The organism is Streptomyces sp. I05A-00742, from assembly GCF_013055795.1.
Lineage (GTDB): Bacteria > Actinomycetota > Actinomycetes > Streptomycetales > Streptomycetaceae > Streptomyces.
This window is the reverse complement of sequence record NZ_JABETO010000004.1, coordinates 259,240-280,965: the sequence shown is the minus strand read 5'-3', so window position 1 is coordinate 280,965 and position 21,726 is coordinate 259,240. Positions and strand designations below refer to the sequence as shown.

The 21,726-nt window shown below is 71.9% G+C and carries 16 protein-coding genes, 1 pseudogene and 2 riboswitches; of the genes and pseudogenes, 11 read left to right on the top strand and 6 right to left on the bottom strand.

Annotated features, from left to right (window positions below):
• The first annotated feature begins 309 nt into the window (after window positions 1-309).
• The 3 genes from HN013_RS06010 (at window position 310) to HN013_RS06000 (ending at window position 3,245) form a co-directional block, all read left to right on the top strand.
• Entirely contained in the window at window positions 310-1,419 is a 1,110-nt protein-coding gene (locus tag HN013_RS06010; RefSeq protein ID WP_171163726.1) for a wax ester/triacylglycerol synthase domain-containing protein, read from the top strand.
• Window positions 1,420-1,527: 108 nt separating this feature from the next.
• On the top strand, window positions 1,528-2,499 hold the full coding sequence (locus HN013_RS06005; protein WP_171163724.1) for an SDR family oxidoreductase: 972 nt from the start codon (window positions 1,528-1,530) through the stop codon (window positions 2,497-2,499).
• Window positions 2,500-2,627: 128 nt separating this feature from the next.
• The gene (locus tag HN013_RS06000) at window positions 2,628-3,245 is read left to right on the top strand and encodes an HtaA domain-containing protein (protein WP_171163722.1); all 618 of its coding nucleotides are present in this window, start codon (window positions 2,628-2,630) and stop codon (window positions 3,243-3,245) included.
• Between the two features lie 315 nt (window positions 3,246-3,560).
• Here the strand turns inward: HN013_RS06000 and HN013_RS05995 are convergent, their stop codons facing one another.
• A complete protein-coding gene (locus HN013_RS05995; protein WP_212763992.1) occupies window positions 3,561-4,541 on the bottom strand; it encodes a hypothetical protein in 981 nt (326 codons plus the stop codon).
• A gap of 682 nt (window positions 4,542-5,223) precedes the next feature.
• On the opposite strand from HN013_RS05995, the gene HN013_RS05990 reads away from it, so the two are divergent.
• From HN013_RS05990 to gap, 3 genes are all read left to right on the top strand, one after another.
• Window positions 5,224-6,042, top strand: a complete 819-nt coding sequence (locus HN013_RS05990) for a hypothetical protein (RefSeq protein ID WP_171163718.1) — start codon at window positions 5,224-5,226, stop codon at window positions 6,040-6,042.
• 180 nt (window positions 6,043-6,222) lie between these two features.
• A complete protein-coding gene (locus HN013_RS05985) occupies window positions 6,223-7,179 on the top strand; it encodes a GlxA family transcriptional regulator (protein WP_171163716.1) in 957 nt (318 codons plus the stop codon).
• A gap of 116 nt (window positions 7,180-7,295) precedes the next feature.
• Window positions 7,296-8,294, top strand: coding sequence for a type I glyceraldehyde-3-phosphate dehydrogenase (gap, locus tag HN013_RS05980; RefSeq protein WP_171163714.1), 999 nt, complete (start codon window positions 7,296-7,298; stop codon window positions 8,292-8,294).
• 452 nt (window positions 8,295-8,746) lie between these two features.
• On the opposite strand, the gene HN013_RS05975 is transcribed toward gap, so the two are convergent.
• On the bottom strand, window positions 8,747-9,238 hold the full coding sequence (locus HN013_RS05975; RefSeq protein ID WP_171163712.1) for a hypothetical protein: 492 nt from the start codon (window positions 9,236-9,238) through the stop codon (window positions 8,747-8,749).
• Window positions 9,239-9,462: 224 nt separating this feature from the next.
• Window positions 9,463-10,515, bottom strand: coding sequence for a Gfo/Idh/MocA family protein (locus HN013_RS05970; protein WP_171163710.1), 1,053 nt, complete (start codon window positions 10,513-10,515; stop codon window positions 9,463-9,465).
• A 298-nt stretch (window positions 10,516-10,813) separates the two neighbouring features.
• Window positions 10,814-11,004: riboswitch (cobalamin riboswitch) on the top strand.
• Between the two features lie 218 nt (window positions 11,005-11,222).
• Between HN013_RS05970 and HN013_RS05965 the strand changes: the two genes are divergently transcribed.
• From HN013_RS05965 to HN013_RS05945, 5 genes are read left to right on the top strand one after another with little or no spacing between them, the layout of a single operon-like run.
• Entirely contained in the window at window positions 11,223-12,722 is a 1,500-nt protein-coding gene (locus HN013_RS05965) for a CoA-acylating methylmalonate-semialdehyde dehydrogenase (RefSeq protein ID WP_171163708.1), read from the top strand.
• A 5-nt stretch (window positions 12,723-12,727) separates the two neighbouring features.
• Complete coding sequence (locus tag HN013_RS05960; protein WP_171163706.1) at window positions 12,728-13,876, top strand: acyl-CoA dehydrogenase family protein; 1,149 nt, start codon at window positions 12,728-12,730, stop codon at window positions 13,874-13,876.
• Window positions 13,873-14,979, top strand: coding sequence for an enoyl-CoA hydratase/isomerase family protein (locus HN013_RS05955; RefSeq protein WP_171163704.1), 1,107 nt, complete (start codon window positions 13,873-13,875; stop codon window positions 14,977-14,979). The genes HN013_RS05960 and HN013_RS05955 overlap by 4 nt, the downstream gene beginning before the upstream one ends.
• Window positions 14,976-15,899: a 3-hydroxyisobutyrate dehydrogenase gene (mmsB, locus tag HN013_RS05950; RefSeq protein ID WP_171163702.1), complete on the top strand. Its 924-nt coding sequence runs from the start codon at window positions 14,976-14,978 to the stop codon at window positions 15,897-15,899. Before HN013_RS05955 ends, mmsB begins: the two co-directional genes overlap by 4 nt.
• Window positions 15,900-15,904: 5 nt before the next feature.
• Window positions 15,905-16,687 carry an enoyl-CoA hydratase gene (locus HN013_RS05945; protein ID WP_398978549.1) on the top strand — a complete coding sequence of 261 codons (783 nt, stop codon included), beginning with the start codon at window positions 15,905-15,907 and terminating at the stop codon, window positions 16,685-16,687.
• A gap of 254 nt (window positions 16,688-16,941) precedes the next feature.
• Here the strand turns inward: HN013_RS05945 and metE are convergent, their stop codons facing one another.
• The 3 genes and pseudogenes from metE to HN013_RS05930 form a co-directional block, all read right to left on the bottom strand.
• Window positions 16,942-19,260: a 5-methyltetrahydropteroyltriglutamate--homocysteine S-methyltransferase gene (gene metE / locus HN013_RS05940; protein WP_171163698.1), complete on the bottom strand. Its 2,319-nt coding sequence runs from the start codon at window positions 19,258-19,260 to the stop codon at window positions 16,942-16,944.
• A gap of 161 nt (window positions 19,261-19,421) precedes the next feature.
• A riboswitch (cobalamin riboswitch) is annotated at window positions 19,422-19,646 on the bottom strand.
• Window positions 19,644-20,449: pseudogene (locus HN013_RS05935) on the bottom strand (3-hydroxybutyryl-CoA dehydrogenase); the annotation flags it as partial. Its footprint overlaps the riboswitch before it by 3 nt.
• Window positions 20,450-20,476: 27 nt before the next feature.
• Complete coding sequence (locus HN013_RS05930) at window positions 20,477-21,532, bottom strand: hypothetical protein (RefSeq protein ID WP_171163696.1); 1,056 nt, start codon at window positions 21,530-21,532, stop codon at window positions 20,477-20,479.
• Between the last annotated feature and the right edge of the window lie 194 nt (window positions 21,533-21,726).

Sequence of the window (21,726 nt, the reverse complement as noted above, 5' to 3'; positions counted from 1 at the left end):
GCCCATCTGCGGTCGTTCCCTCGGTGTCACGGCCGGCCCCTTGAGTACACGTTCGCGATCGGAGTATGTGTGAGCGCGCCAACCAGCATCGGATCAGGCGGAACACAGGCGTCAGGCCCTGACAGTCATCACCCCGAGGGACCCGCAACAACGGCCGGGCCGCCGGCCCAGCCTGCAGACCGGCAAGATCATGCCCGGAGCGGCGACGCCGGTCCGGGACCCACACCCGCCGACGCCGACGTGGCCACGACACAGAGGGCGAATACCGACTCCGCGGGCGCAGAGTTTCCTGCCCACCAGGACCGCGCGATGCTCGAATGGTCGCGGCGGTATCCCGATGACGGCTTCGTCGTGGGCCTCACGCTGCGGCTGAGAGGACCGAAGCCCACCGCCGCCCAGATCGTCACCCTCGTCAATGCCCGACTGCCTCAACTGCCCGCACTGGCGGAGTGCCTGGATGGACCGGTCGGCGCGGAAGCCTGGCACCCGGACAGCGCCTTCGACGCCGGCCGCCACGTCCACATCCTTGACCAGTCCACCGATCTGCCACGCTGGGCGCAGATGCTCGCCAACCAGCCCGTCCGGGAGAACCAACCACGCTGGGGCCTGTGGCTCGGCGATACCGAACGTGACGGCGAGTTCCTGCTGGCCTACCGCGTCCACCACGCTGCCCAGGACGGCGTGGCGACCGCCCACACCATCAAGCGCCTGCTCGACCCCCGCGCGCCTGTCCCGCTCAGCGGAGCTGGCGACGCCGCAGCCCAGGGGGCCAGTGCGCCCGCCCCCACCGGCAACCGCCTGCTGGCAACAGCAGATGCCCCCCTGGGCGCGATGCGCGCCATCGGCCGCACCACGGGCGCCTCCCTCAACGAGGTCTACCTCGCCGCCTTGGCCGGAGCCCTGCGCGCCTGGCTGCCTCCCACCGAACGTGACCAGCCGGCCCCTGTACGCGTCCCCTTCAGCGTGCGCCTGCGCCATGAGCGCCAGGACCGTGGCAACCGCCTGGGATACACACGCATGCTCCTGCCCGTCGACGAACCCAAGCCCGCGCACCGGCTGGCCCTCGTCGTCCAACGAACGACCGCCTGGCCCCGGGAGCGCACCCGCAGGCTTCTGGACCGCATGCCGCACCACCTGCTGTGGCAACACATCGCAGCCTCCCTCACCCCCGGTGACTCGCTCGCCGGCGCCACCCTCCTCAGCGCCCCCAGACCCATGGCCTTCAACGGCTCACCGGTCACCGCCGGCATCGCCATGCCCGCGCTGCCTGCCGGGCACCTGTTCTCCAGCGTCCTGCTCTTCCTCCACAGCGGCGCCACCCTCTGCGTCACCGCGCAGGAGCAACACCAGCACGTGCGCGACCTGCCCCACCTGTGGCAACGCGCCGTAGCTGAACTGGCCGCCGCCACCTGCCCCTGACACGCACAGACCGCCGGGCGGCAGAGGCCGCCACACCGCCGGGCGGCAGAGGCCGCCACACCGCCGGGCGGCAGAGGCCGCCACAAAGTCACGACCCGAGGTGCCCGCATGCTCCCGTCCCGTCCCACCGTCCTGCTCACCGGATCCACAGGAGTGATCGGGACGAGCCTCCTGCCCGCCCTCGCCGCACGCCACCACATCACCGCACTCGTCCGCCATCGACGGCCCGATGCCCCGGTCGCGTGCGTGGAAGGCGACCTCACCGCCGAAGACCTGGGCATGAGCACCAGCCGGCGCCGAGAACTGGCAGCGAAAATCGACGTGATCGTGCACTGCGCAGGCCTCACGGCCATGGCTCCGCCCGACCTCACCGCCTTTGACACCATCAACGCCGAGGGCACCCGCCGCATCCTGCGCCTGGCCGAAGAGACAGGCGTACCCGTCCTGCTGCTCTCCTCCGCCGCAGCAGCGTTCCAGACTCCCGGCGAGGACCTGGCCGCCCGCTCCATGCGCGCCTACAGCACCTCGAAACGCCGCGCCGAAGAACTCGCCGCCCACTGCACCCAGCCCGTCGCCATCGTCCGCCCCGCCCTCCTGTTCGCCGCCCGCAACGCCACCACCCCACCCCGCCACCAGTTCCCCCACGCCCTGCTCACCGCCCTGCTGCAGGACCGTGCCGAAGGACTGCCCGTCAACCCTGACCACTGGTGCGACGTCCTGCCCATCGAAATGCTGACCGACTACCTCACGGCCCTGACCGACGCCCTGCTCCGTGGCGACACCACCGCGGCTGCCCTCCACTGGGTCACCGCCGGCCAGGCCCGGCTGACGGCCGCCGACATGGAACGCGCCTGCCTCGACTACCTCGCCGAAACCGGCCGCCCCACCCGGCCGCTCCTTGCCCCGCCCGGCGCCACCCACCGCCGCAGCCACGGCATGGCCCGCATCGCCCAACTCGGCTTCCAACCCCCCGAGCAGCCGGCACTCCCCAGCCACTTGGACCGCCTGCTGCCTTCCCGACTCACCCGAGAAGCAGCCCTCGAAGCCCTCGCACGCAACGTCCGTCTGTGCATCCCGTAGACACCGCACAACCATCCTGCCAAGCCGACGGGCGACCGCCCGGACTCCGCTCCCGGGGCCGGTGACGCGTACGAGTGATCATGACCAATACCGCAGGTCCAGCCCCGGGACGCAGTCGTTAACTGGACATGAAGGCCTTCACTTCCAAGAAGCGCACCGTCGTCCTCGCTCTCCTCACCGCGACAGCCCTTGGCATCATCGCTGTTCAGGCAGGCGCCATCGGCGCCGACCTCCCCATCAGCGGTAGCGGCACCTTCTGCCTGTCGCCCAACGCGGAACACACCCTGGCAGCCCAGAACGTGACGCTCGAAGCCATCGCCCCCGCCACGCGCACGGGCAACTGCGTTACGCTGCCTGGCTCCGGCACCCTGGCTTCCGACCTCTCCAGTGGCGGGGGCCCCTTCCAGGGAGGCATGCGCTTCGCCGACTCCGAGCACCGTCTCGATGTGACCAACCTCAACATCCACATCAAGCTCGGTGAAGGCTCCACCAGCGCGGACGTCGCCCAGGACGGCGCAGCCGCCACGAACGTCGACTTCTTCCACTACCCGGTCGCGCTCGACCTCGTTTCCTTCACCCCAACCACCGTGGACACCAAGAACATCCCTCTCAAGCTCGCCGCGCCGGGAGCAGCTGCCTTCACCAACGCCTTCGGTGCCGGCACGACAGCGGCCTTTGACCCGCTCTTCCTCTTCGACGGACACGCCCAGATCACCAACCCGTTTGCGGGTGTGCCCAAGCCGTAGCCACCTCCACGCGCAGGCATCGGGTGCCGCGCCCGGGCAGAGCTCCGCCCGGAGCCGAGTGCGGACACGGCAGCCGAGCGGAGCCCGGGCCAGATGATGGGCCGGGTACCTGCCGATGGAGGCCGCCCGCCGTTCCAGGCCGCAGCCGACGACAAGGCCAGTCCAAGCCCAGCTTCGCGAGGGCGGCGAGCTCGTCGGCGGTGAGCTTGTCGCGCCGGGTCTTGGTCACGCCGCGTTTGCAGCCGTAGTACTTGGGCGAAGGACCGGTGTTCATGCTCTGGTGGGGACGACGAAGCGCAGGCCGTCGGCGGGGTGTCACCGAGGTGCGGCATCGGCCCCGAGCCGGGCTCCGTCGGCTGATGCCTCCCGTTCGAGGGCGCGACGCAGTTGTTCGAGGTTTGGGGGCAGGAGGTCCGTGAGCTCGTAGCGGTGGCGGCCGCTGTTGTAGCTGCGGATCAGACCGCGCTGCTGCAGGGGCATGCCCTGGCGCCGCCGGGTGGACGAGCCGTCGTCGCGCAGTGTTCCGGCGTGGTTGTGGGCGAGCGAGACCCACAGCGCATTGGCTTTGCCCTCGAGGGTTTCGGTCAGTTCCGCGCGGACGGGCAGCCAGCGGTCGAAGGCATCGCGGCTGAGGGGGGACAAGGGGAGGGTTTCACGAACTGGCGGGGCGTCCGTGCCGTGCTGGGGGCGGCGGAGGACGTCGATGCTTCGACCGTCCCCTGAGAGGTGGTCGATGCGCTGGGCCACCAACTCCCCGGCTCTGGCCCGGGTGTCGAGCATCACGGCCAGTACCGCTATGAACCTGGCATGACCGGGTGACCGAACTCTCGACAGGTCGCGTCGCAGCCGGCGTCGCAGGGATTTGAGTCGCTCGCTCCCGGGAACGGACTTCAATGCGACAGGTCCGGCGGTTTCCATGGCGATGACCGGTAGTCCCGCCATCCGGCGGATGATCTCTAGGCAGGCCAGCCGGGCGGCGTTCGTCGGCTCCGAAGTCGGCGGTTTCTCACCGTTCACCAGGCGACTGCGCAATGCGCCGGTCTTCGCCACCCGGATGTACTGCCGTGTGACCGCCTCGTCGAGGAGCTGCGGCAGGTCCCTTCGGGCACTGCAGGGCAGGAGGTGCTGCTCGAGGGCGACGGCCAGCTCCTGGCGCACCATGCCGAGCTGCCGCTGGCGTGCCGGCCCGACGGGCAGGTTGCGGAGGAGGTCATCGAGGGCTGCGAGGGATGGATGTGACACGAGATGAGTGTGCTGCAGTGCTGGCGCTAATAACAGGCCCCATGCGCCTTGCATGGTTCCTTCCCCCGGATCGGCCGGTTATGGGGGAGGGGGCCTGCGGTGGTACTGCGGCAAGAGCCCCCGTCACCGGTCATCGGTCACCGGTCGCCGCGCGGGACGCGGTGGCGTTACGTTGTGGTCGGCTGACAAAGCCCTGAGCGCAGGAGAGTGAGTAACGGGGGAAGGGCCTTGGGGACCACTTGGGGACACACGTCGTGCACCCGAACGGACAACCATGACGCTACCGCGCGAAATATGACGGCGATTTGTCCCGGATATGGATGATGTGGCAGGCCCCTGCTTGACTGGGGGTCAAGGGGTCGTGGGTTCGAATCCCGCCGTCCCGACCAGCGATTTTCGCAGGTCAGAGGCCGTTTCCTCGTAATGAGGGAACGGCCTTTCCGATGTTGTGCCGGCTTGCGGTCGCGGTCCCTGCATGCGGGAGCACGTACTCGGGGCGTGGTGACGACTTGTGGGCGCAGTTCCTACCGGTGAACGCGCGCATGCCGGGGGCCGGGCATGGCCATCGATGCCACAGGCCCGGCTCGGCGGCCGGTTGGGTGGGGTGACACGTGGGAAGGCTGCCGCTGATCGTGGTGCGACCTCGGGGAGGGGTGGCGTGGTGCGCAAGGGGTCACGTACGACCGCTCAAAAGGGGCATCCGTTCGGTCGTCGGCCCACCGGTGGGCTGTCGGACATGGTGTGGGACTGGTCGAAGTCCGGTACTCGGCAAGCTGTCCGCAACCGGCTGTTACGGCGGCTGCCCGGTGTCGGCTCCGCTGCGGCGTACCGGTTCGGCCTGGTCGAGCGGCCGCACTACGCCTATGGCGTTCGCCGGGCCACCGAGCTGGCCGCGCGGCTGGGGCGCCCAGGTGTCACGGTGGTGGAGTTCGGGGTGGCCGGGGGCAACGGGCTGCTGGCCCTTGCCGAGCACGCCCGGTACTACGCCGCCGCCACGGGTGTGGCGGTGCGGGTGGTCGGCTTCGACAGCGGTGCGGGCATGCCCGCCGCCAAGGATCCCCGGGACCTGCCCTACCTGTTCGGCCCTGGTTTCTACACCATGGACCACGACCGGTTGCGTGCCCGCCTGGGCACGGCCGAGCTGGTGATCGGCGACCTCGCCGAAACGCTGCCCGACTACCTCGTCACCCACGCGGACGAGCTGCGCGATCATCCGGTCGGCTTCGTCTGCCTCGATCTGGACTACTGCTCCTCGACGACGACCGCCCTGGGCCTCTTCCACGGCCCGGCGCACGAGCACCTGCTGCCGAGGGTCACCTGCTATCTCGACGATCTGCCGGGCACCATCGAGCAGATCGGCGAAGCCGCGGCCCTCGCCGATTTCAACGCGGCCCATCCCGGCCGGCCCATCGGCCGGGTCCTGGGTCTGCGGGCGTTCACGCCCTTCGACCCACCGTGGGCCGACCAGATCTACATCCACCATCGCCTGGACCACCCCGACTACACGCGTCTGGAAGTCGGCGCCACCGGCGATCAGTTGCCCCTGGACCGCTGACCGGCCGTCGTCGAGGGGCCGGCCGGTACTGACGCGGATGGACGGACAGCTGTGCTGTGCGGTCGGGTGCCGTCGGTCGAGCGCGGGTCTGATCCCGGCTCGGCCGGAGGCCCCGGCCGGTGTCGGCTGCCGGCCCGCGCAGTGGGCGTATCGACGTCACGCCCCACGTAACCTCTTCCTGTGCCAGCCTCCCGCCCGCATCGCGTCGCCGTCCTCGTGCTCGAGGGGGCGAAGCCGCTCGATGTCGGAATTCCCGCGCAGGTGTTCACGACCCGCGCGAGCATGCCGTACGAGGTGCGGGTGTGCGGGGCGACCCCCGGTCCCGTGACCGGCGGCGACGGCCTCACGTACCACGTCGCCCACGGCCTCGACGCGGTTGCGTGGGCGGACATCGTCTTCGTCCCCGGCTACCGGTTCCCGGACCGCGACGACCCGCCGCGGGCCGTCGTCGACGCACTGATCGCCGCCCACGGCCGGGGCGCGCGGCTCGCCGCCATCTCGACGGGCGCCTTCGCGCTCGCCGCCACGGGCCTGCTCGACGGCAGGCGCGCCACGACGCACTGGCACTACACGCGGGCACTCATGGCCAGGCATCCGCTCGTCCGGGTCGACGAGAACGTGCTGTTCGTCGACGAGGGCGGCGTGCTCACCTCGGCCGGGGCCGCCTCCGGCATCGACCTGTGCCTGCACATCCTGCGCGGTGACCTCGGAGTGGCCGCGTCCAACCACGCGGCCCGGCGTCTGGTCGCCGCCCCCTACCGCAGCGGCGGCCAGGCCCAGTACGTGCCGCGCAGCGTCCCCGAGCCGCTCGGCGAGCGGTTCGCCGCCACCCGCGAGTGGGCGCTGTACCGGCTCGGTGAGCCCCTCACCCTCGACATACTGGCGCGGCAGGCCGAGGTCTCGCCGCGCACGTTCTCCCGGCGCTTCGTCGAGGAGACCGGCTGCACGCCGATGCAGTGGGTGATGCGCGCCCGCATCGACCTGGCCCGCGAACTGCTCGAACGCTCGCAGCGCAGCGTCGAACAGATCGCCGCCGACGTCGGGCTCGGCACCGGCGCGAACCTGCGCCTGCACTTCCAGCGCATCCTCGGCACCACACCGAGCGAGTACCGGCGCACCTTCACACGGGGCGAGTGACCGGCCCGGCCGGCGTCGCGGGCGGTGGCGGGATCCTTTTGAACCCTGGCGATCCCGCCACTGTCAGCGGCGCGAGCCGAGGGCGACCCTGGTGGCGAAGGGAAGGGACCTCACTCATGACTCGCATCGCCATCAACGGATTCGGCCGCATCGGACGCAATGTGCTGCGCGCACTGCTGGAGCGCGACAGCACCCTGGAGATCGTCGCCGTCAACGACCTGACGGAGCCCGCCGCTCTCGCCCGGCTGCTCGCCTACGACAGCACGGCCGGCCGGCTCGGGCGCCCGGTGAACGTCGACGGGGACACCCTCGTCGTCGACGGCCGTCGGATCACGGTGACGGCCGAGCGCGAACCGGCGCGGCTCCCGTGGGCCGAACTCGGCGTCGACATCGTCCTGGAGGCCACCGGCCGCTTCACCTCGGCCAAGGCCGCCCGCGCCCACCTCGACGCGGGCGCGAGGAAGGTCCTCGTCAGCGCACCGTCGGACGGCGCCGATGTCACGCTCGCGTTCGGGGTCAACACCGACGCCTACGACCCGGCCGTGCACACCATCGTCTCGAACGCCTCCTGCACCACCAACGCGCTCGCGCCGCTGGCCAAGGTGCTCGACGAACTCGCCGGTATCGAGCACGGGTTCATGACGACGGTGCACGCCTACACGCAGGAGCAGAACCTGCAGGACGGTCCGCACCGCGACGCCCGCCGCGCCCGTGCCGCTGCTGTCAACATCGTGCCGACCACGACCGGCGCCGCCAAGGCGATCGGCCTGGTGCTGCCGAACCTCGACGGCAAGCTGTCCGGCGACTCGATCCGCGTACCGGTGCCGGTGGGATCGATCGTCGAACTCAACACGACCGTCGCCCGCGACGTGACACGCGACGACGTACTGGCGGCGTACCGCGCCGCGGCGCAGGGGCCGCTCGCCGGCGTCCTCGAGTACTCGGACGACCCGCTCGTGTCGTCCGACATCACGGGCAACCCCGCCTCGGCGATCTTCGACTCGGCCCTCACCCGCGTCGACGGCCGCCACGTCAAGGTGGTCGCCTGGTACGACAACGAGTGGGGCTTCTCGAACCGCGTGATCGACACGCTCGAACTCCTCGCCGCCCGCTGACCGGACACCGGGGTGGCACCCCGCCGCCTCCGGCCGCTCTGGTCGACCGGTCGGCCGGACCCGTGCCGGGGTGAACCGGCCTGGTGCGGCCGGCTTCTCCCAGGGGTGTCGCAGGTCCCGGGTGAGCGGGCGGGAGAGCCGCGGCCGGGTGCGGGCAGCGATGATCAGCCAGGCCCACCACACGCAGGCGCCGCCCGGCCGCCCTTCGGGTCGTGGACCCGGGGCGGCTTGGGCAGGCGCATCACGTGGTCGCCGCGGATGCGCCGACCAGCTCGACGGGAAGATCCCGAAGGACCCGGGCCCGGGTCAGGCGGGTCGCGTCGTATCCGGCATCCATGGCGATCACGACGTCCGGTTCGCCGGGCTGCCACCGACCCTCCGGGGGCGAGCCGTTCAACCACGCCGCGGCACGGGCGCGGCCGGGCCGCTGAGCGGCCCGGCCCTTCAGCGGATCAGGCGTGGACCGGGCGCCATTGGGTGCACTTGCGCTCGCTGCCCTTCACGACGCACCCACGCAGCTTGTACGGGTGCCCCTCGGGCAGGTTGCCGGAGACGACCTTCATGTAGATCGCCTTGTGGCCGCGCGTGGAGGCGACGCGGCCGTTGCTCAGCTCGGCCTCGATCGCCCAGCCGTCGGGGCTGATGTCCTTGGCGATGAGGGAGTCGCCCGGGATGTCGGGCGCGGGCTGCGGGTCCGCGTTCCACCGGACGAAGCCCATGTCGTGGCCGTCCCGGGGGCTGGTGATGTGGACGGTGAGCGACCCGTCCCACCCCGCCGCGGCACGATCCGAGACCCCGGTCGTGGACACGGAGACGTCGATGTCGGACGCGAGGTCACCCGTCTCGTCGGCGCTGGCGGTTCCGGCCCCGGCCGTGAGCACCACGCCGGCGAACAGGGCGGCCGAACCGAGGACCGCGCCGATGCGCTTGTGTATCGAACCCATGATTTCCTTCGTTCCCGCGCACGACGGCACACCGCCGCACGCGTGCTCCCCCGCCAACCCCGAATGTCGCTGGCAGTCAGTCAAAGGCACTGTACCCAGGTCCGTTTGAAAGCCTACTGGTGGGTACCTTCCGAAATGGCGGCGCGCCCCCGGAGCGGCTTCACGGGGAGAAGGAGGGACGGGGGGACGCCCGACAACGGAGTTCGCGACGCGATCGGCGTCCTTCATCCGGAGATGTCCGGCACTCGCACCGGCCGCGAACCGTTCTTCAGCGACTCCGCACCGGCCACGCCGACCAGTGACGCGGCCACCGCGGGCCGCACCGGGACCAGCGGCGGCTCCCCGTGTTCCACCGTGGCACGGAATCCCTGGAGGACTCGCACGGTCCCCTCGGCCTGCCGCTCCACCGGCCGTCCGTCCAGAGTGAGGGGTGGCGGGACCCGTTCCTCCTCGTGCGTGACGCCGTCGGACCGTGTCCAGCCCTCTGCCCGGACGCGGACGGACCAGGCCCGCTCGCCCGGTGCGCGCACGGACTCGGCCAGTGCCCGGGTGCCGCGGACGGACAGCCAGCTCCAGTGGCTGTCGGGCTCGCCCTGGAGGAAGCCGTGGCGGGTCACGGCCAGTGCGCCGGTGGACAGCCGGACGGTCATGACGACAGCCTGGTCCGGGTCTGCCTCGTGCGCCTGGAACGCGGTCACCTCCACCGGCCAGGCGCCCGTGACGGCCAGCACCGGCGAAACGGTGTGCGTGCAATAGGCCGTCGCGGCGATGCGGCCGCGCCAGCTGTCGGGGTCGCCGGTCAGTGCGGTGACGTCCTCCGGTGACATGCCGTGCAGGTAGTCGGCCTCGATCAGGCTAACCCGGCCGAGCTCCCCGGCTTCGACCGCCTGCCGGACCAGGCGGACGTGCGGGTGACAGACGTAGTTCTCGGCGAAGGAGTAGGTGGCGGTGGACCGCTCCGCCGCCGCGATCAGCCGCCTTCCCTCGTCCGCGTCCACGCAGGCCGCGCACTCGGACAGCACGTGCACGCCCCGCTCCAGGAACGCGATGGCCAGCGGCGCGTGCGCGTCGAAGTCGTTGGCCAGGACAACCCCGTCCAGGCGGAGGTCCAGCAGGTCCTCCCACCGGTCGGTGAGCACCGCTCCCGGCAACTCCTCCCGCGCCGCCTCCCGCCGCGCGGCGTCCAGATCGCAGGCGGCCACCACCTCCATGCCCACTCGCCGGCACCAGCCCGCCAGGAACAGCCCCATCCTCAGCCCGATCACACCAATGCGCATGTGCACATGATCCCTTGGCGCCTGCTGCCCATGGCAAGTCCTTTTCCGGCGGCCCCCTCACAACACCGGCATCACCGGGAGCAGGCTCGGCCTGTACTCCGTCGACCGGAACGGCACTCAGGGCCACTGGCCAAGCACAGCCGCCCGCCGTCCCCTCCACGGAGGTTGGACTGGAGGGGACGGCGGGCGGTCGGGGTCAAGCCTCTCGGCGGGCGGCTGTCTCCGGGTGTGCGCGCGCCCCACCGCTCGCTCCCGTCGCCGGCGACCCTGGACTTACTAGGACGTCCAACTATATGGTCATGAACAACAAGCCCGCGGTGCAGGGAAGCCGGTGTGAATCCGGCACGGTCCCGCCACTGTGACCGGGAAGTGCGTCTTCACCAGCGACAGGTGACACGCCACTGACGAAGCGGAACGCGACGTCGGGAAGGCGAGAAGGCGCGTGATGATCCGGGAGTCAGGATACCGGCCGCGCGGTGGTTCCGTGTTGTCCACGAGGATGGAGCAGACACGCATGGCACCGGTCCGTACCCACGACCCTGGTGATCCGGCGCGGCGAGCCGCGGCATTCGCCGGCTGACGGTTCGTCGCCCTTCGCGTCCCACGGCGCTCGGGCGGGTTGCGCGCAACCGCGCGCCGTCCCGCTCCGGTTCGCCGTGCCATCCCCGGATCTCACCTGACGAGTTGCGAAACGAGAGCAGGCTTCCATGGTCCGTGAACTGACCCATTTCGTCGGCGGCAGGCGCACCCCGGGAACATCGGGTGCCCACGGCGACGTGTACGACCCCAACACCGGCGAGGTGCAGGCCCGCGTCCCCCTCGCGAACCGCTTCGAGACCGAGAGCGCCATCGCCGACGCCGCCGAGGCGCAGAAGGAATGGGGTGAGTGGAATCCGCAGCGCCGTGCCCGTGTGCTGCTGCGCTTCCTCCAGCTCGTCGAGGGCGAGAAGGACGTGCTGGCCCGGCTGTTGTCGTCCGAGCACGGCAAGACGGTCGCCGACGCGCACGGCGACATCCAGCGCGGGCTGGAGGTCGTCGAGTTCGCCGCGGGCATCCCGCACCTGCTCAAGGGCGAGTTCACCGACAACGCCGGGACGGGCATCGACGTCCACTCGCTGCGCCGGCCCCTCGGGGTGACCGCGGGGATCACGCCGTTCAACTTCCCCGCGATGATCCCGCTGTGGAAGGCCGCGCCGGCGATCGCCTGCGGCAACTCCTTCGTGCTGAAGCCGTCCGAGCGCGATCCGTCCGTGCCGCTGCGGCTCGCCGAACTGTTCCTGGAGGCCGGACTGCCGCCGGGCGTGCTGAACGTCGTCAACGGCGGCAAGGAAGCCGTGGACACGCTGCTGGAGGACCCGAGGGTGCGGGCGCTGGGCTTCGTCGGCTCGACGCCGGTCGCCGCGCACATCTACGCCACGGCGGCAGCGCACGGCAAACGGGCCCAGTGTTTCGGCGGGGCCAAGAACCACATGATCGTGATGCCGGACGCCGATCTCGACCAGGCCGTCGACGCGCTGACCGGTGCCGGCTACGGCTCGGCGGGGGAGCGGTGCATGGCGATCTCGGTGGCCGTGCCCGTCGGCGCGGAGACCGCCGACGCGCTGGTGGAGCGCCTGGTGGAGCGGATCGCCAAGCTCAGGATCGGCCGCTCGGACGACCCCGGGGCCGACTTCGGCCCGCTGGTCGGCCGCGACGCCCTGGACCGGGTCCGCGGATACGTGGACCTCGGCGTCCGGGAGGGCGCGGAACTGGTCGTCGACGGGCGGGACTTCACCCTCCCGGGGCACGAGGGCGGATTCTTCGCCGGTGCCTCGCTCTTCGACCGGGTCACCCCGGACATGCGGATCTACCAGGAGGAGATCTTCGGCCCGGTGCTGTCGGTGGTGCGCGCCGCCGACTACGAGGAGGCGCTGCGGCTGCCCAGCGAGCACCCGTACGGCAACGGCGTGGCCGTCTTCACCCGGGACGGCGACACCGCCCGCGACTTCACCCGGCGCGTGGAGACCGGCATGGTCGGGGTCAACGTCCCCATCCCGGTGCCCGTCGCGTACCACACCTTCGGCGGCTGGAAGCGGTCCGGCTTCGGCGACCTGAACCAGCACGGGCCGGACGCGATCCGCTTCTACACCCGCACCAAGACCGTCACCTCGCGCTGGCCCTCCGGGGCCAAGGAGGGCGCGAGCTTCACGATTCCGACGATGGGGTGAGCACGATGACCACCGACCTCACCGAGGACCAGCTCGCGCTCGTCGGGACGACCCTGGACTTCGCCCGGGAACACCTCGCCCCGCACGCCGTCGCCTGGGACCGGGACAAGCACTTCCCCGTCGACGTGCTGCGCAAGGCCGCCGGCCTCGGCCTCGGCGGCGTGTACGTGGCCGAGGAGGAAGGAGGCTCCGGCCTCACCCGCTCCGACGGGGTGCTGATCTTCGAGGTCCTGGCCACCGGCTGCCCGTCCATCGCGGGGTACCTGTCCATCCACAACATGGTCGCCTGGATGATCGACCGGTACGGCGACCCGGCCCAGCGCGCCCGCTGGCTGCCCGCCCTGTGCTCGATGGACCGGCTGGGCAGCTACTGCCTGACCGAGCCGGGCGCGGGCTCCGACGCCGCGGCGCTCCGCACCCGGGCCGTGCGCGACGGCGACCACTACGTCCTCACCGGGGTCAAGCAGTTCATCTCCGGCGCCGGCGCCTCCGAGGTGTACGTGGTGATGGCCCGGACCGGCGAGGACGGGCCCGGCGGCGTCTCCGCGTTCGTCGTCGAACTCGACGACCCCGGCCTGTCCTTCGGCCCCGACGAGCGGAAGATGGGCTGGAACGCCCAGCCCACCCGCCAGGTCGTCCTCGACGGCGTCCGCGTCCCCGCCGGCCGCCGCCTCGGCGCCGAGGGCGACGGGTTCCGCATCGCCATGAACGGCCTGAACGGCGGCCGGCTCGGGATCGCCGCCTGCTCCCTCGGTGGCGCACAGAGCGCGCTCCACCGCAGCCTGGAGTACCTGGCGGACCGCGAGGCGTTCGGGGCCCCGCTGCTGAACGCGCAGGCACTGCAGTTCCGCCTCGCCGACATGGCGACCGAACTGGCCGCCGCCCGCGCCCTGGTCCGCCAGGCCGCCGAGGCCCTGGACCGCGGCGACCCGAAGGCACCCCAGCTGTGCGCCATGGCCAAGCGGTTCGCCACCGACACCGGCTACTCCGTCGCCGACCGCGCCCTGCAACTGCACGGCGGTTACGGCTACCTGAGCGAATACGGTATCGAGAAGATCGTCCGCGATCTCCGTGTGCACCGGATCCTGGAAGGAACGAACGAGATCATGCGCCTCATCGTCGCCCGCGGTCTGACGGCGGGAGTCCGGTCATGACCGACGGATCCGCCCTGACGGACGACTCCCTCCCGACCGACGACTCCGTACTCGTGCGCACCGAGGGCCGCGCGGGCTACCTCACCCTCAACCGGCCGAAGGCGCTCAACGCCCTCACCCACGCCATGGTCGGCCGCGTCGCCGAGGCACTCGACGCCTGGGAACGGGACCCGGCGGTGGAGACCGTGGTGATCACCGGCGCGGGCGAGCGCGGCCTGTGCGCGGGCGGCGACATCCGGGCCATCCACGCGGACGCCCGCACCGGGGGCGGTGCCTCGGCGGCGTTCTGGCGCGACGAGTACCGGCTCAACGCCCGGATCGCCCGGTACCCCAAGCCGTACGTCGCCGTCATGGACGGCATCGTCATGGGCGGCGGCATCGGGATCTCCGCCCACGGCGGCGTCCGGATCGTCACCGAACGCTCGCGCCTGGCCATGCCGGAGACGGGCATCGGCTTCGTCCCCGACGTCGGCGGCACCTACCTGCTGGCGCTGGCGCCGGGTGAACTCGGCACCCACCTCGCCCTGACCGCGACGACGGCGGGACCCGCCGACGCGCTGCTCTGCGGACTCGCCGACCACTTCGTCCCCTCCGCGCGGCTGCCCGAGCTCACCGCGGCCCTGGCCCACCGCGCCGTCCACGACGTCCTTCCCGCGTTCGTCGGGACGGCCCCGGAGGGTGAGTTGGCGGCCCACCGGGAGTGGATCGACCACTGCTACGCGGCCGACACGGTCGAGGACATCCTCGGCCGGCTCCGGGACAGCGGAGTGACGGCCGCCAAGGAAGCCGCCGAGACGATCCTCGCCAAGTCGCCCACCGCCCTCAAGGTCACCCTCGCCGCGCTGCGGCGCGCCCGTGCCCTCGGCCCGCTGGAGCGGGTGCTGGAACAGGAGTACCGCGTCTCCTGCGCCGCGCTGTCCTCGCCGGACCTGGTGGAGGGCATCCGCGCCCAGGTGATCGACAAGGACCGCAGGCCGCGCTGGACGCCCGCCACACTCGACGAGGTCTCCGCCGGGGACGTCGAACGCTTCTTCGCCCCGCTCGGCGACCGGGAACTGTCCCTCGCCACGGGCGACACCCCGCCGCAGGAGGTGCCCTGGTGACCACGGTGACGAGAAGGGCCATCGGCTTCATCGGCCTGGGCCACATGGGCGGCCCGATGGCCGCCAACCTCGTCCGGGCAGGACACCGGGTGACCGGCTTCGACCTGGTGCCGGAGGCCGTCCGGGCCGCCGGGGCGGCGGGCGTCGTCCCGGGTGCGTCGGCCGCGGACGCGGTCGCCGGAGCGGACGTGGTGATCACGATGCTGCCGGCCGGCCGCCACGTCCTCGCCCTCTACGAGGAGCAGGGGCTGCTGGCCGCGGCCCGACCCGGCACCCTGTTCGTCGACTGCTCGACGATCGACGTGGCCGATGCCCGCGCCGCGCACGAAGCGGTGCGAAGGGCGGGCCACCGGGGACTGGACGCCCCCGTCTCGGGCGGTGTGTCCGGTGCCGAGGCCGCCACGCTGACCTTCATGGCCGGCGGGGGAGCGGCGGAGTTCGCCGCGGCCGAGCCGGTGCTGGCCGCGATGGGACGCAAGGTCGTGCACTGCGGGCCGGACGGCGCCGGGCAGGCCGCGAAGATCTGCAACAACATGATCCTCGGCATCTCGATGATCGCCGTCAGCGAGGCCTTCGTCCTCGGCGAAAGCCTCGGCCTGTCCCACCAGGCGCTGTTCGACGTGGCGTCCACCGCCTCCGGCCAGTGCTGGGCCCTCACCGCCAACTGCCCGGTGCCAGGACCGGTCCCGGCCAGCCCGGCCAACCACGACTACCGGCCCGGCTTCTCCGCCCCGCTGATGGCCAAGGACCTCGCCCTCGCCGCGAACGCCATCCGCGAGGGCGGCGTCGGCGCGGAAATGGGGCTGCGCGCCGCCGAGTTGTTCGCGTCATTCGCCGAGGGCCGGGGTGCCGGGGAGGACTTCTCCGGGATCATACGCACCATCAGGGACGGCTCACCACAGGACGGGAAGACCATATGACCGGCATGGACAGCACGTCGTACGAGACCATCCTCGTCGAGCGCAAGGGCCGCACCGCCCTGCTCACCCTCAACCGCCCCAAGGCCCTCAACGCGCTGAACCTCCAGGTGATGAACGAGGTCGTCGCCGCCACCTCCGCCCTCGACCGGGACCCGGAGGTCGGCTGTATCGTCCTCACCGGCTCGGAGAAGGCGTTCGCCGCCGGGGCGGACATCAAGGAGATGCAGCCGCAGGGCTACATGGACATGTACCTCAGCGACTGGTTCACCGCCTGGGACCGGCTCGGGGAGCTGCGCACACCCACCGTCGCCGCCGTCTCCGGCTACGCCCTCGGCGGCGGCTGCGAGCTCGCCATGCTCTGCGACATCCTGCTCGCCGCCGACACCGCGGTCTTCGGCCAGCCCGAGATCAAACTCGGGGTCATCCCCGGCATCGGCGGATCACAGCGGCTCACCCGTGCCATCGGCAAGGCCAAGGCCATGGAGCTGTGCCTGACCGGCCGCACCATGGACGCGACCGAGGCCGAACGCGCCGGTCTCGTCTCCCGCGTCGTCCCCGCCGCCGACCTGCTCGCCGAGGCGCTGACCGTCGCCGAGACCGTGGCCGGCATGTCGGCTCCGGTCGCCATGATGGCCAAGGAGAGCGTCAACCGCGCCTTCGAGACGACCCTCGCCGAGGGCGTCCGCTTCGAGCGCCGCCTGTTCCACGCGGTCTTCGCGACCGCCGACCAGAAGGAGGGCATGACGGCGTTCGTGGAGAAGCGGTCGCCGCGGTTCGACCACCGCTGAGCGGTGGCGTTCCGCTGCCCGTAGCGGCTTCGGGAGCCCGTCGGACGGGCCGGCCGGGTGCGGTCGCGGCGCTCGCGGAGGCGGCAGCCCGGGCCGATCGGGGTGGCGGCCCGATGGCCGTCCAGGGTGGTGCCCGCAACGCGCTGCTCCGGCCCCCTCGTCAGCGAGGCCGGAGCAACGGCGCGGCACCCGCGGGCAGATGACGGCCTGTCCGGGAGGGGTACGCCTCCTCCCGGACAGGCCCGGCCCGCGCGTCAGGACGCGGACAGCTCCCCGCGGACCGTCCGGGCCGCGGCGACCAGGTTCTCCAGGGACGCCCTGGTCTCCGGCCAGCCGCGGGTCTTCAGACCGCAGTCGGGGTTGACCCACAGCCGTTCGGCCGGGATGGCCTCCAGCCCGGTGCGCAGGAGACCGGCCGCCTCCTCCGCACCGGGCACGCGCGGGGAGTGGATGTCGTACACGCCGGGCCCGGCCTCGCGCGGGTAGCCGTGGGCGGCCAGTTCGCGGGCGACCTGCATGTGCGAGCGGGCGGCCTCCAGGCTGATGACGTCGGCGTCGAGGTCGTCGATGGCCTGGACGATGTCGCCGAACTCGGCGTAGCACATATGGGTGTGGATCTGGGTGTCCGGCCGCACCCCGCCGGTGGTGAGCCGGAACGCCTCCGTGGCCCACTCCAGATAGGCCGGACGGTCGCCGGCCCGCAGCGGCAGGGTCTCGCGCAGCGCGGGCTCGTCGACCTGGATGACGGAGGTGCCGGCCGCCTCCAGGTCGCCGACCTCGTCGCGGAGGGCGAGGGCGACCTGGCGGGCCGTCTCGGCGACGGGCTGGTCGTCGCGGACGAACGACCAGGCGAGCATCGTGACCGGGCCGGTGAGCATGCCCTTGACGGGCCGGTCGGTGAGGGACTGGGCGTACGTCGTCCAGCGCACCGTCATCGGGGCGGGGCGGGAGATGTCGCCGGCCAGGACCGGCGGGCGGACGTAGCGGGTGCCGTAGGACTGCACCCAGCCGTGCTGCGTGGCGAGGTAGCCGGTGAGCTGCTCGGCGAAGTACTGCACCATGTCGTTGCGCTCGGCCTCGCCGTGCACCAGGACGTCCAGGCCGGCCTTCTCCTGGAAGGAGATCACCTCCTGGATCTCGGCCCTGATGCGCTCCTCGTAGCCGGCCGTGTCGATCCGCCCGGACCTCAGGTCCGCGCGCGCCGCGCGCAGTTCACCGGTCTGCGGGAAGGAACCGATGGTCGTGGTCGGCAGCAGCGGCAGGCCGAGCCGGGCGCGCTGGGCGGCGGCCCGCTCGGGGTACGGCAGGGAGCGGCGGGCGTCGGCGGCGGTGACCGCGGCGGACCGGGCCCGGACGGCCGGGTCGTGGGTGATCGGGGAACCGGCGCGGGAGGCCAGGTCGGCGCGGTTGGCGGCGAGCCGGGCGGCGATGGCGTCCGTACCGTGGGCGAGGCCCCGGGCGAGGGTGACGACCTCGGCGGTCTTCTGCCGGGCGAAGGAGAGCCAGCGCAGGATCTGCGGCTCGATGTCCCGCTCGACCGCCGCGTCGAGGGGGACGTGGAGCAGGGAGCAGGAGGCCGCCACGTCGACCCGGCCGGCCAGGCCCAGCAGGGTGCCGAGGGTGGCCAGGGAATTCTCCAGGTCGTTGACCCAGATGTTGCGCCCGTTGACGACGCCCGCGACCAGCCGTTTGCCGGGCAGTCCGCCGACGGCGGCCAGCGCGTCCAGGTTGGCGGCTGCCGCCTCGGTGAAGTCGAGGGCGAGCCCGTCGACCGGTGCCTTGGCCAGGACCGGCAGGGCGTCGCCGAGCCGGTCGAAGTAGGACGCCACCAGCAGCTTCGGCCGGTCGGTGAGGGCGCCGAGGTCGCGGTAGGCGCGTTCGGCGGCGTTCAGTTCGGCGGGTGTACGGTCCTGGACGAGGGCCGGCTCGTCCAGCTGCGCCCACTCGGCGCCCGCCGCGCGCAGGTCGGCGAGGACCTCGGCGTAGACGGGCAGCAGCCGGTCGAGCAGGGTCAGCGGGTCGAAGTCCGGTGCGACGCCGGGCGCGGGCTTGGCCAGCAGGAGGTAGGTGACGGGCCCGACGAGGACGGGCCGGGCCGCCAGGCCCAGGGCGAGGGCCTCCTTGAGCTCGGCCACCTGCTTGGACGAGTCGGCCGTGAAGACCGTGTCCGGTCCCAGTTCCGGCACCAGGTAGTGGTAGTTGGTGTCGAACCACTTGGTCATCTCCAGCGGCGCCACGTCCTGGGTGCCACGGGCCATGGCGAAGTAGCCGTCCAGGGCGTCCGCTTCGACCGCGGTCCGGTGGCGGCCGGGGATCGCGCCGACCATGACGGTCGTGTCGAGGACGTGGTCGTAGTACGAGAAGTCGCCGGTCGGCACCTCGTGGATGCCGGCCTCCGCCAGGTCCTGCCAGGTGGACCGGCGCAGTGCGGCGGCGGAGGACCGGAGTTCGCCGGCGCCGACGCGGCCCTTCCAGTAGCCCTCGACGGCCTTCTTCAGTTCCCGGTTCTGTCCCTGGCGGGGGTAGCCGTACACGGTGGCCCGTGCTGCCGCGGCTGCGGGCTTGGTGGTCACGGAAATCTCCTTCGCGAGATCTTTCCCTGAGATCCCGGGGACGGAACGGGGCGCGAAGGGTGACGGACCCGAGGGACGACCTCGCGCGGCACGGCGCGGTCGTCCGCCTGGTATGTTCGCCGACCCGCCCACGAGGTCACCGGGATGTCCGTGCACGATCGGTTCGTGCGCGGGCAGCGGGCAGGTCTTCGGACTCGCGGGCACGTCTCGTGTCGTACGAGACACCTACTGGCCGTCGCTTCCCAGGCCCTGTCTGCCGGGCCCAGTGCGTATGACGGCGGTCGTTCCCGCTCACCGCTGCGGGGCAGTCCCGGATTCCCACCGGGTTCCCTCTTACGACGCGTCCCGTCTGGCGGACGGGGCGAACCAGCTGCACGGTCAGCCTAGAGGACCTGGTCGTACGTGTGGAACCCCCGGCCCGTCTTGCGCCCCAGCAGCCCCGCCTGCACCATCCGCCGGAGCAGCGGGGGAGGAGCGAAGAGAGGTTCCTTGAACTCGTCGTACAGGGACTCCGCGATCGAGGCGACGGTGTCCGGGCCGATCAGGTCGGCGAGCTTCAGCGGGCCCATGGGGTGGGCGCAGCCGAGCTCCATGCCGGCGTCCACGTCCGCGGGGGAGGCGAAACCGGGCTCCTCCATGCGGATCGCCGACAACAGGTAGGAGACGAGCAGGGCGTTGACGACGAAGCCCGCCCGGTCCCGGGGAGCGGATGACGGTCTTGCCCAGGGCGCGGGTGACGAAGTCCTCGACGACGGCCGGCCGTCCGCGGTGCCGTGTGCAGGGGGGTGACGATCTCCACCAGCGGCAGCACGGGTACAGGGTTGAAGAAGTGCAGCCCGACGACCCGGTCGGCGCGGCGTGTGGCCATGCCCAGGCGCATGACGGGGAGGGAGGAGATGTTGGTCGCCGGCACCGCCTCCGGGTCCTTGACGATCTCGTCGAGGGCGGCGAACACCTCGGTCTCGGCCTCCGCGTTCTCGACGACGGCCTCGACGACGAGCTGCCGGTCGGCGAGGCCGTGGAGGCTGCCCGTGAACGCCGTGCGGGCGAGGGCGTCCCGTGCGGCCGCCGGCTCCGGCCTGCCCCGCCGCACGGCGCGGTCGAGGGACGCTGCCACCCGCTCCCGCGCGGCAGCGGCGGCCTGGGCGTCCGCCTCGCACACCACGGTGTCCAGCCCAGGCCGCGCGCACCCAGGAGACGGTGATGCCGCCGGCGGTCAGGCGAAGGCGGAGGCGAAGCGGGCGAGGGAGATGCCTCCGCCCTTCTTCGCGGCGGCGGAGCCCATTTCGGCCCAGTCGCCGACGCGGTCGGCCATGCCTCGGGTGAAGTCGACGGCGGTGGTGACGTCTTCCGCGGTGCCGGTGCCGTCCGCGCCGGCCAGGGAGACGACCGTGGGGACCTGGGTGGCCAGGTCGACCGTTCCCTGGATCACCTTCCCGACGAGCCTGCCCTGGGTGGCGCTCGCCCTGACGACCTTGGCGCCCGTCGCACCGAGGTAGTTGGCGATGGCCCCGGCCTCGGCCGCCGCGGCGCCGCCGGTCGCGGCGAGGAAGGCCCGCCCGCCGCTGCGGACGGCCACGCCTGCCCTGCCGACCGAGCGCATCGCGAGGTTCCCGGCCCGCGCGGCCTTGCCCAGCGCGCCGACGACGGGCAGGGCGCCGAGCGCGTCGGCGCCCAGGCCGGCGAATGTGGAGGCGTCCCAGTCGCCCTGGAGGACCGCGTCCGTCGTGTGCGCGGCCAGGGCGCCGACCGCCGTCGCGATGGCGATGGGCCCGGCCAGCGGCGTCAGCACCGGGACCAGCGCCAGCACTCCGGCGACGGCGGAGGCGACCCCGAGGACGTCTCCGAGGACGCCCCAGAAGGAACTCTGCTGGGCTTCCGCGGCGGCCTTGGCGGCGGCGGCCGCCCTCAGATACTCGAACTCCTGGCCTCGGGTTTCGACGATCCGCTCGAACTCGCGGTCCAGCAGCAGGCATTGCAGCTGGTACTCCGCCTGCACGGCGAGGACGAGGTCGATCAGGTCGCGCAGGTCCGGGTCCTCGATGCGGTCGGGTCCGTAGCCGTTGTCCTTCAGCCGCCAGACGGCTCCCAGAGTGGGGACGTGGCTCTCGTGGGCGATCTCGGGATCGGTGAAGTCGATGACCGACCTGGACCTGTTCCGCACGTACGGCCGGATCCGGTGGTCCTCCCGTGCGCGTTCCCGGGCTGCCTGCTGGAGGGAGTTGATGAATTGGTCGATCTGCTCGCGGGTTTCGTCGGAGGACCATCGCATGGTGCCGAACTCACGGTCGAGGCGCCGCAGCGCCGCGATGATCCTTCCTTCCTGGTAGAGGAAGGTGCGGATCAGTTGCTCGATGCGGTAGCGATCCTCGTCCCGCAGGACTTCACGTGATTTCTCCCAGGAAGCCCGGGGCTTCAGCCCCGGGAGGAATGGGTCCTTGGGGCGGAGCCGCGAAGCGGCGGAGT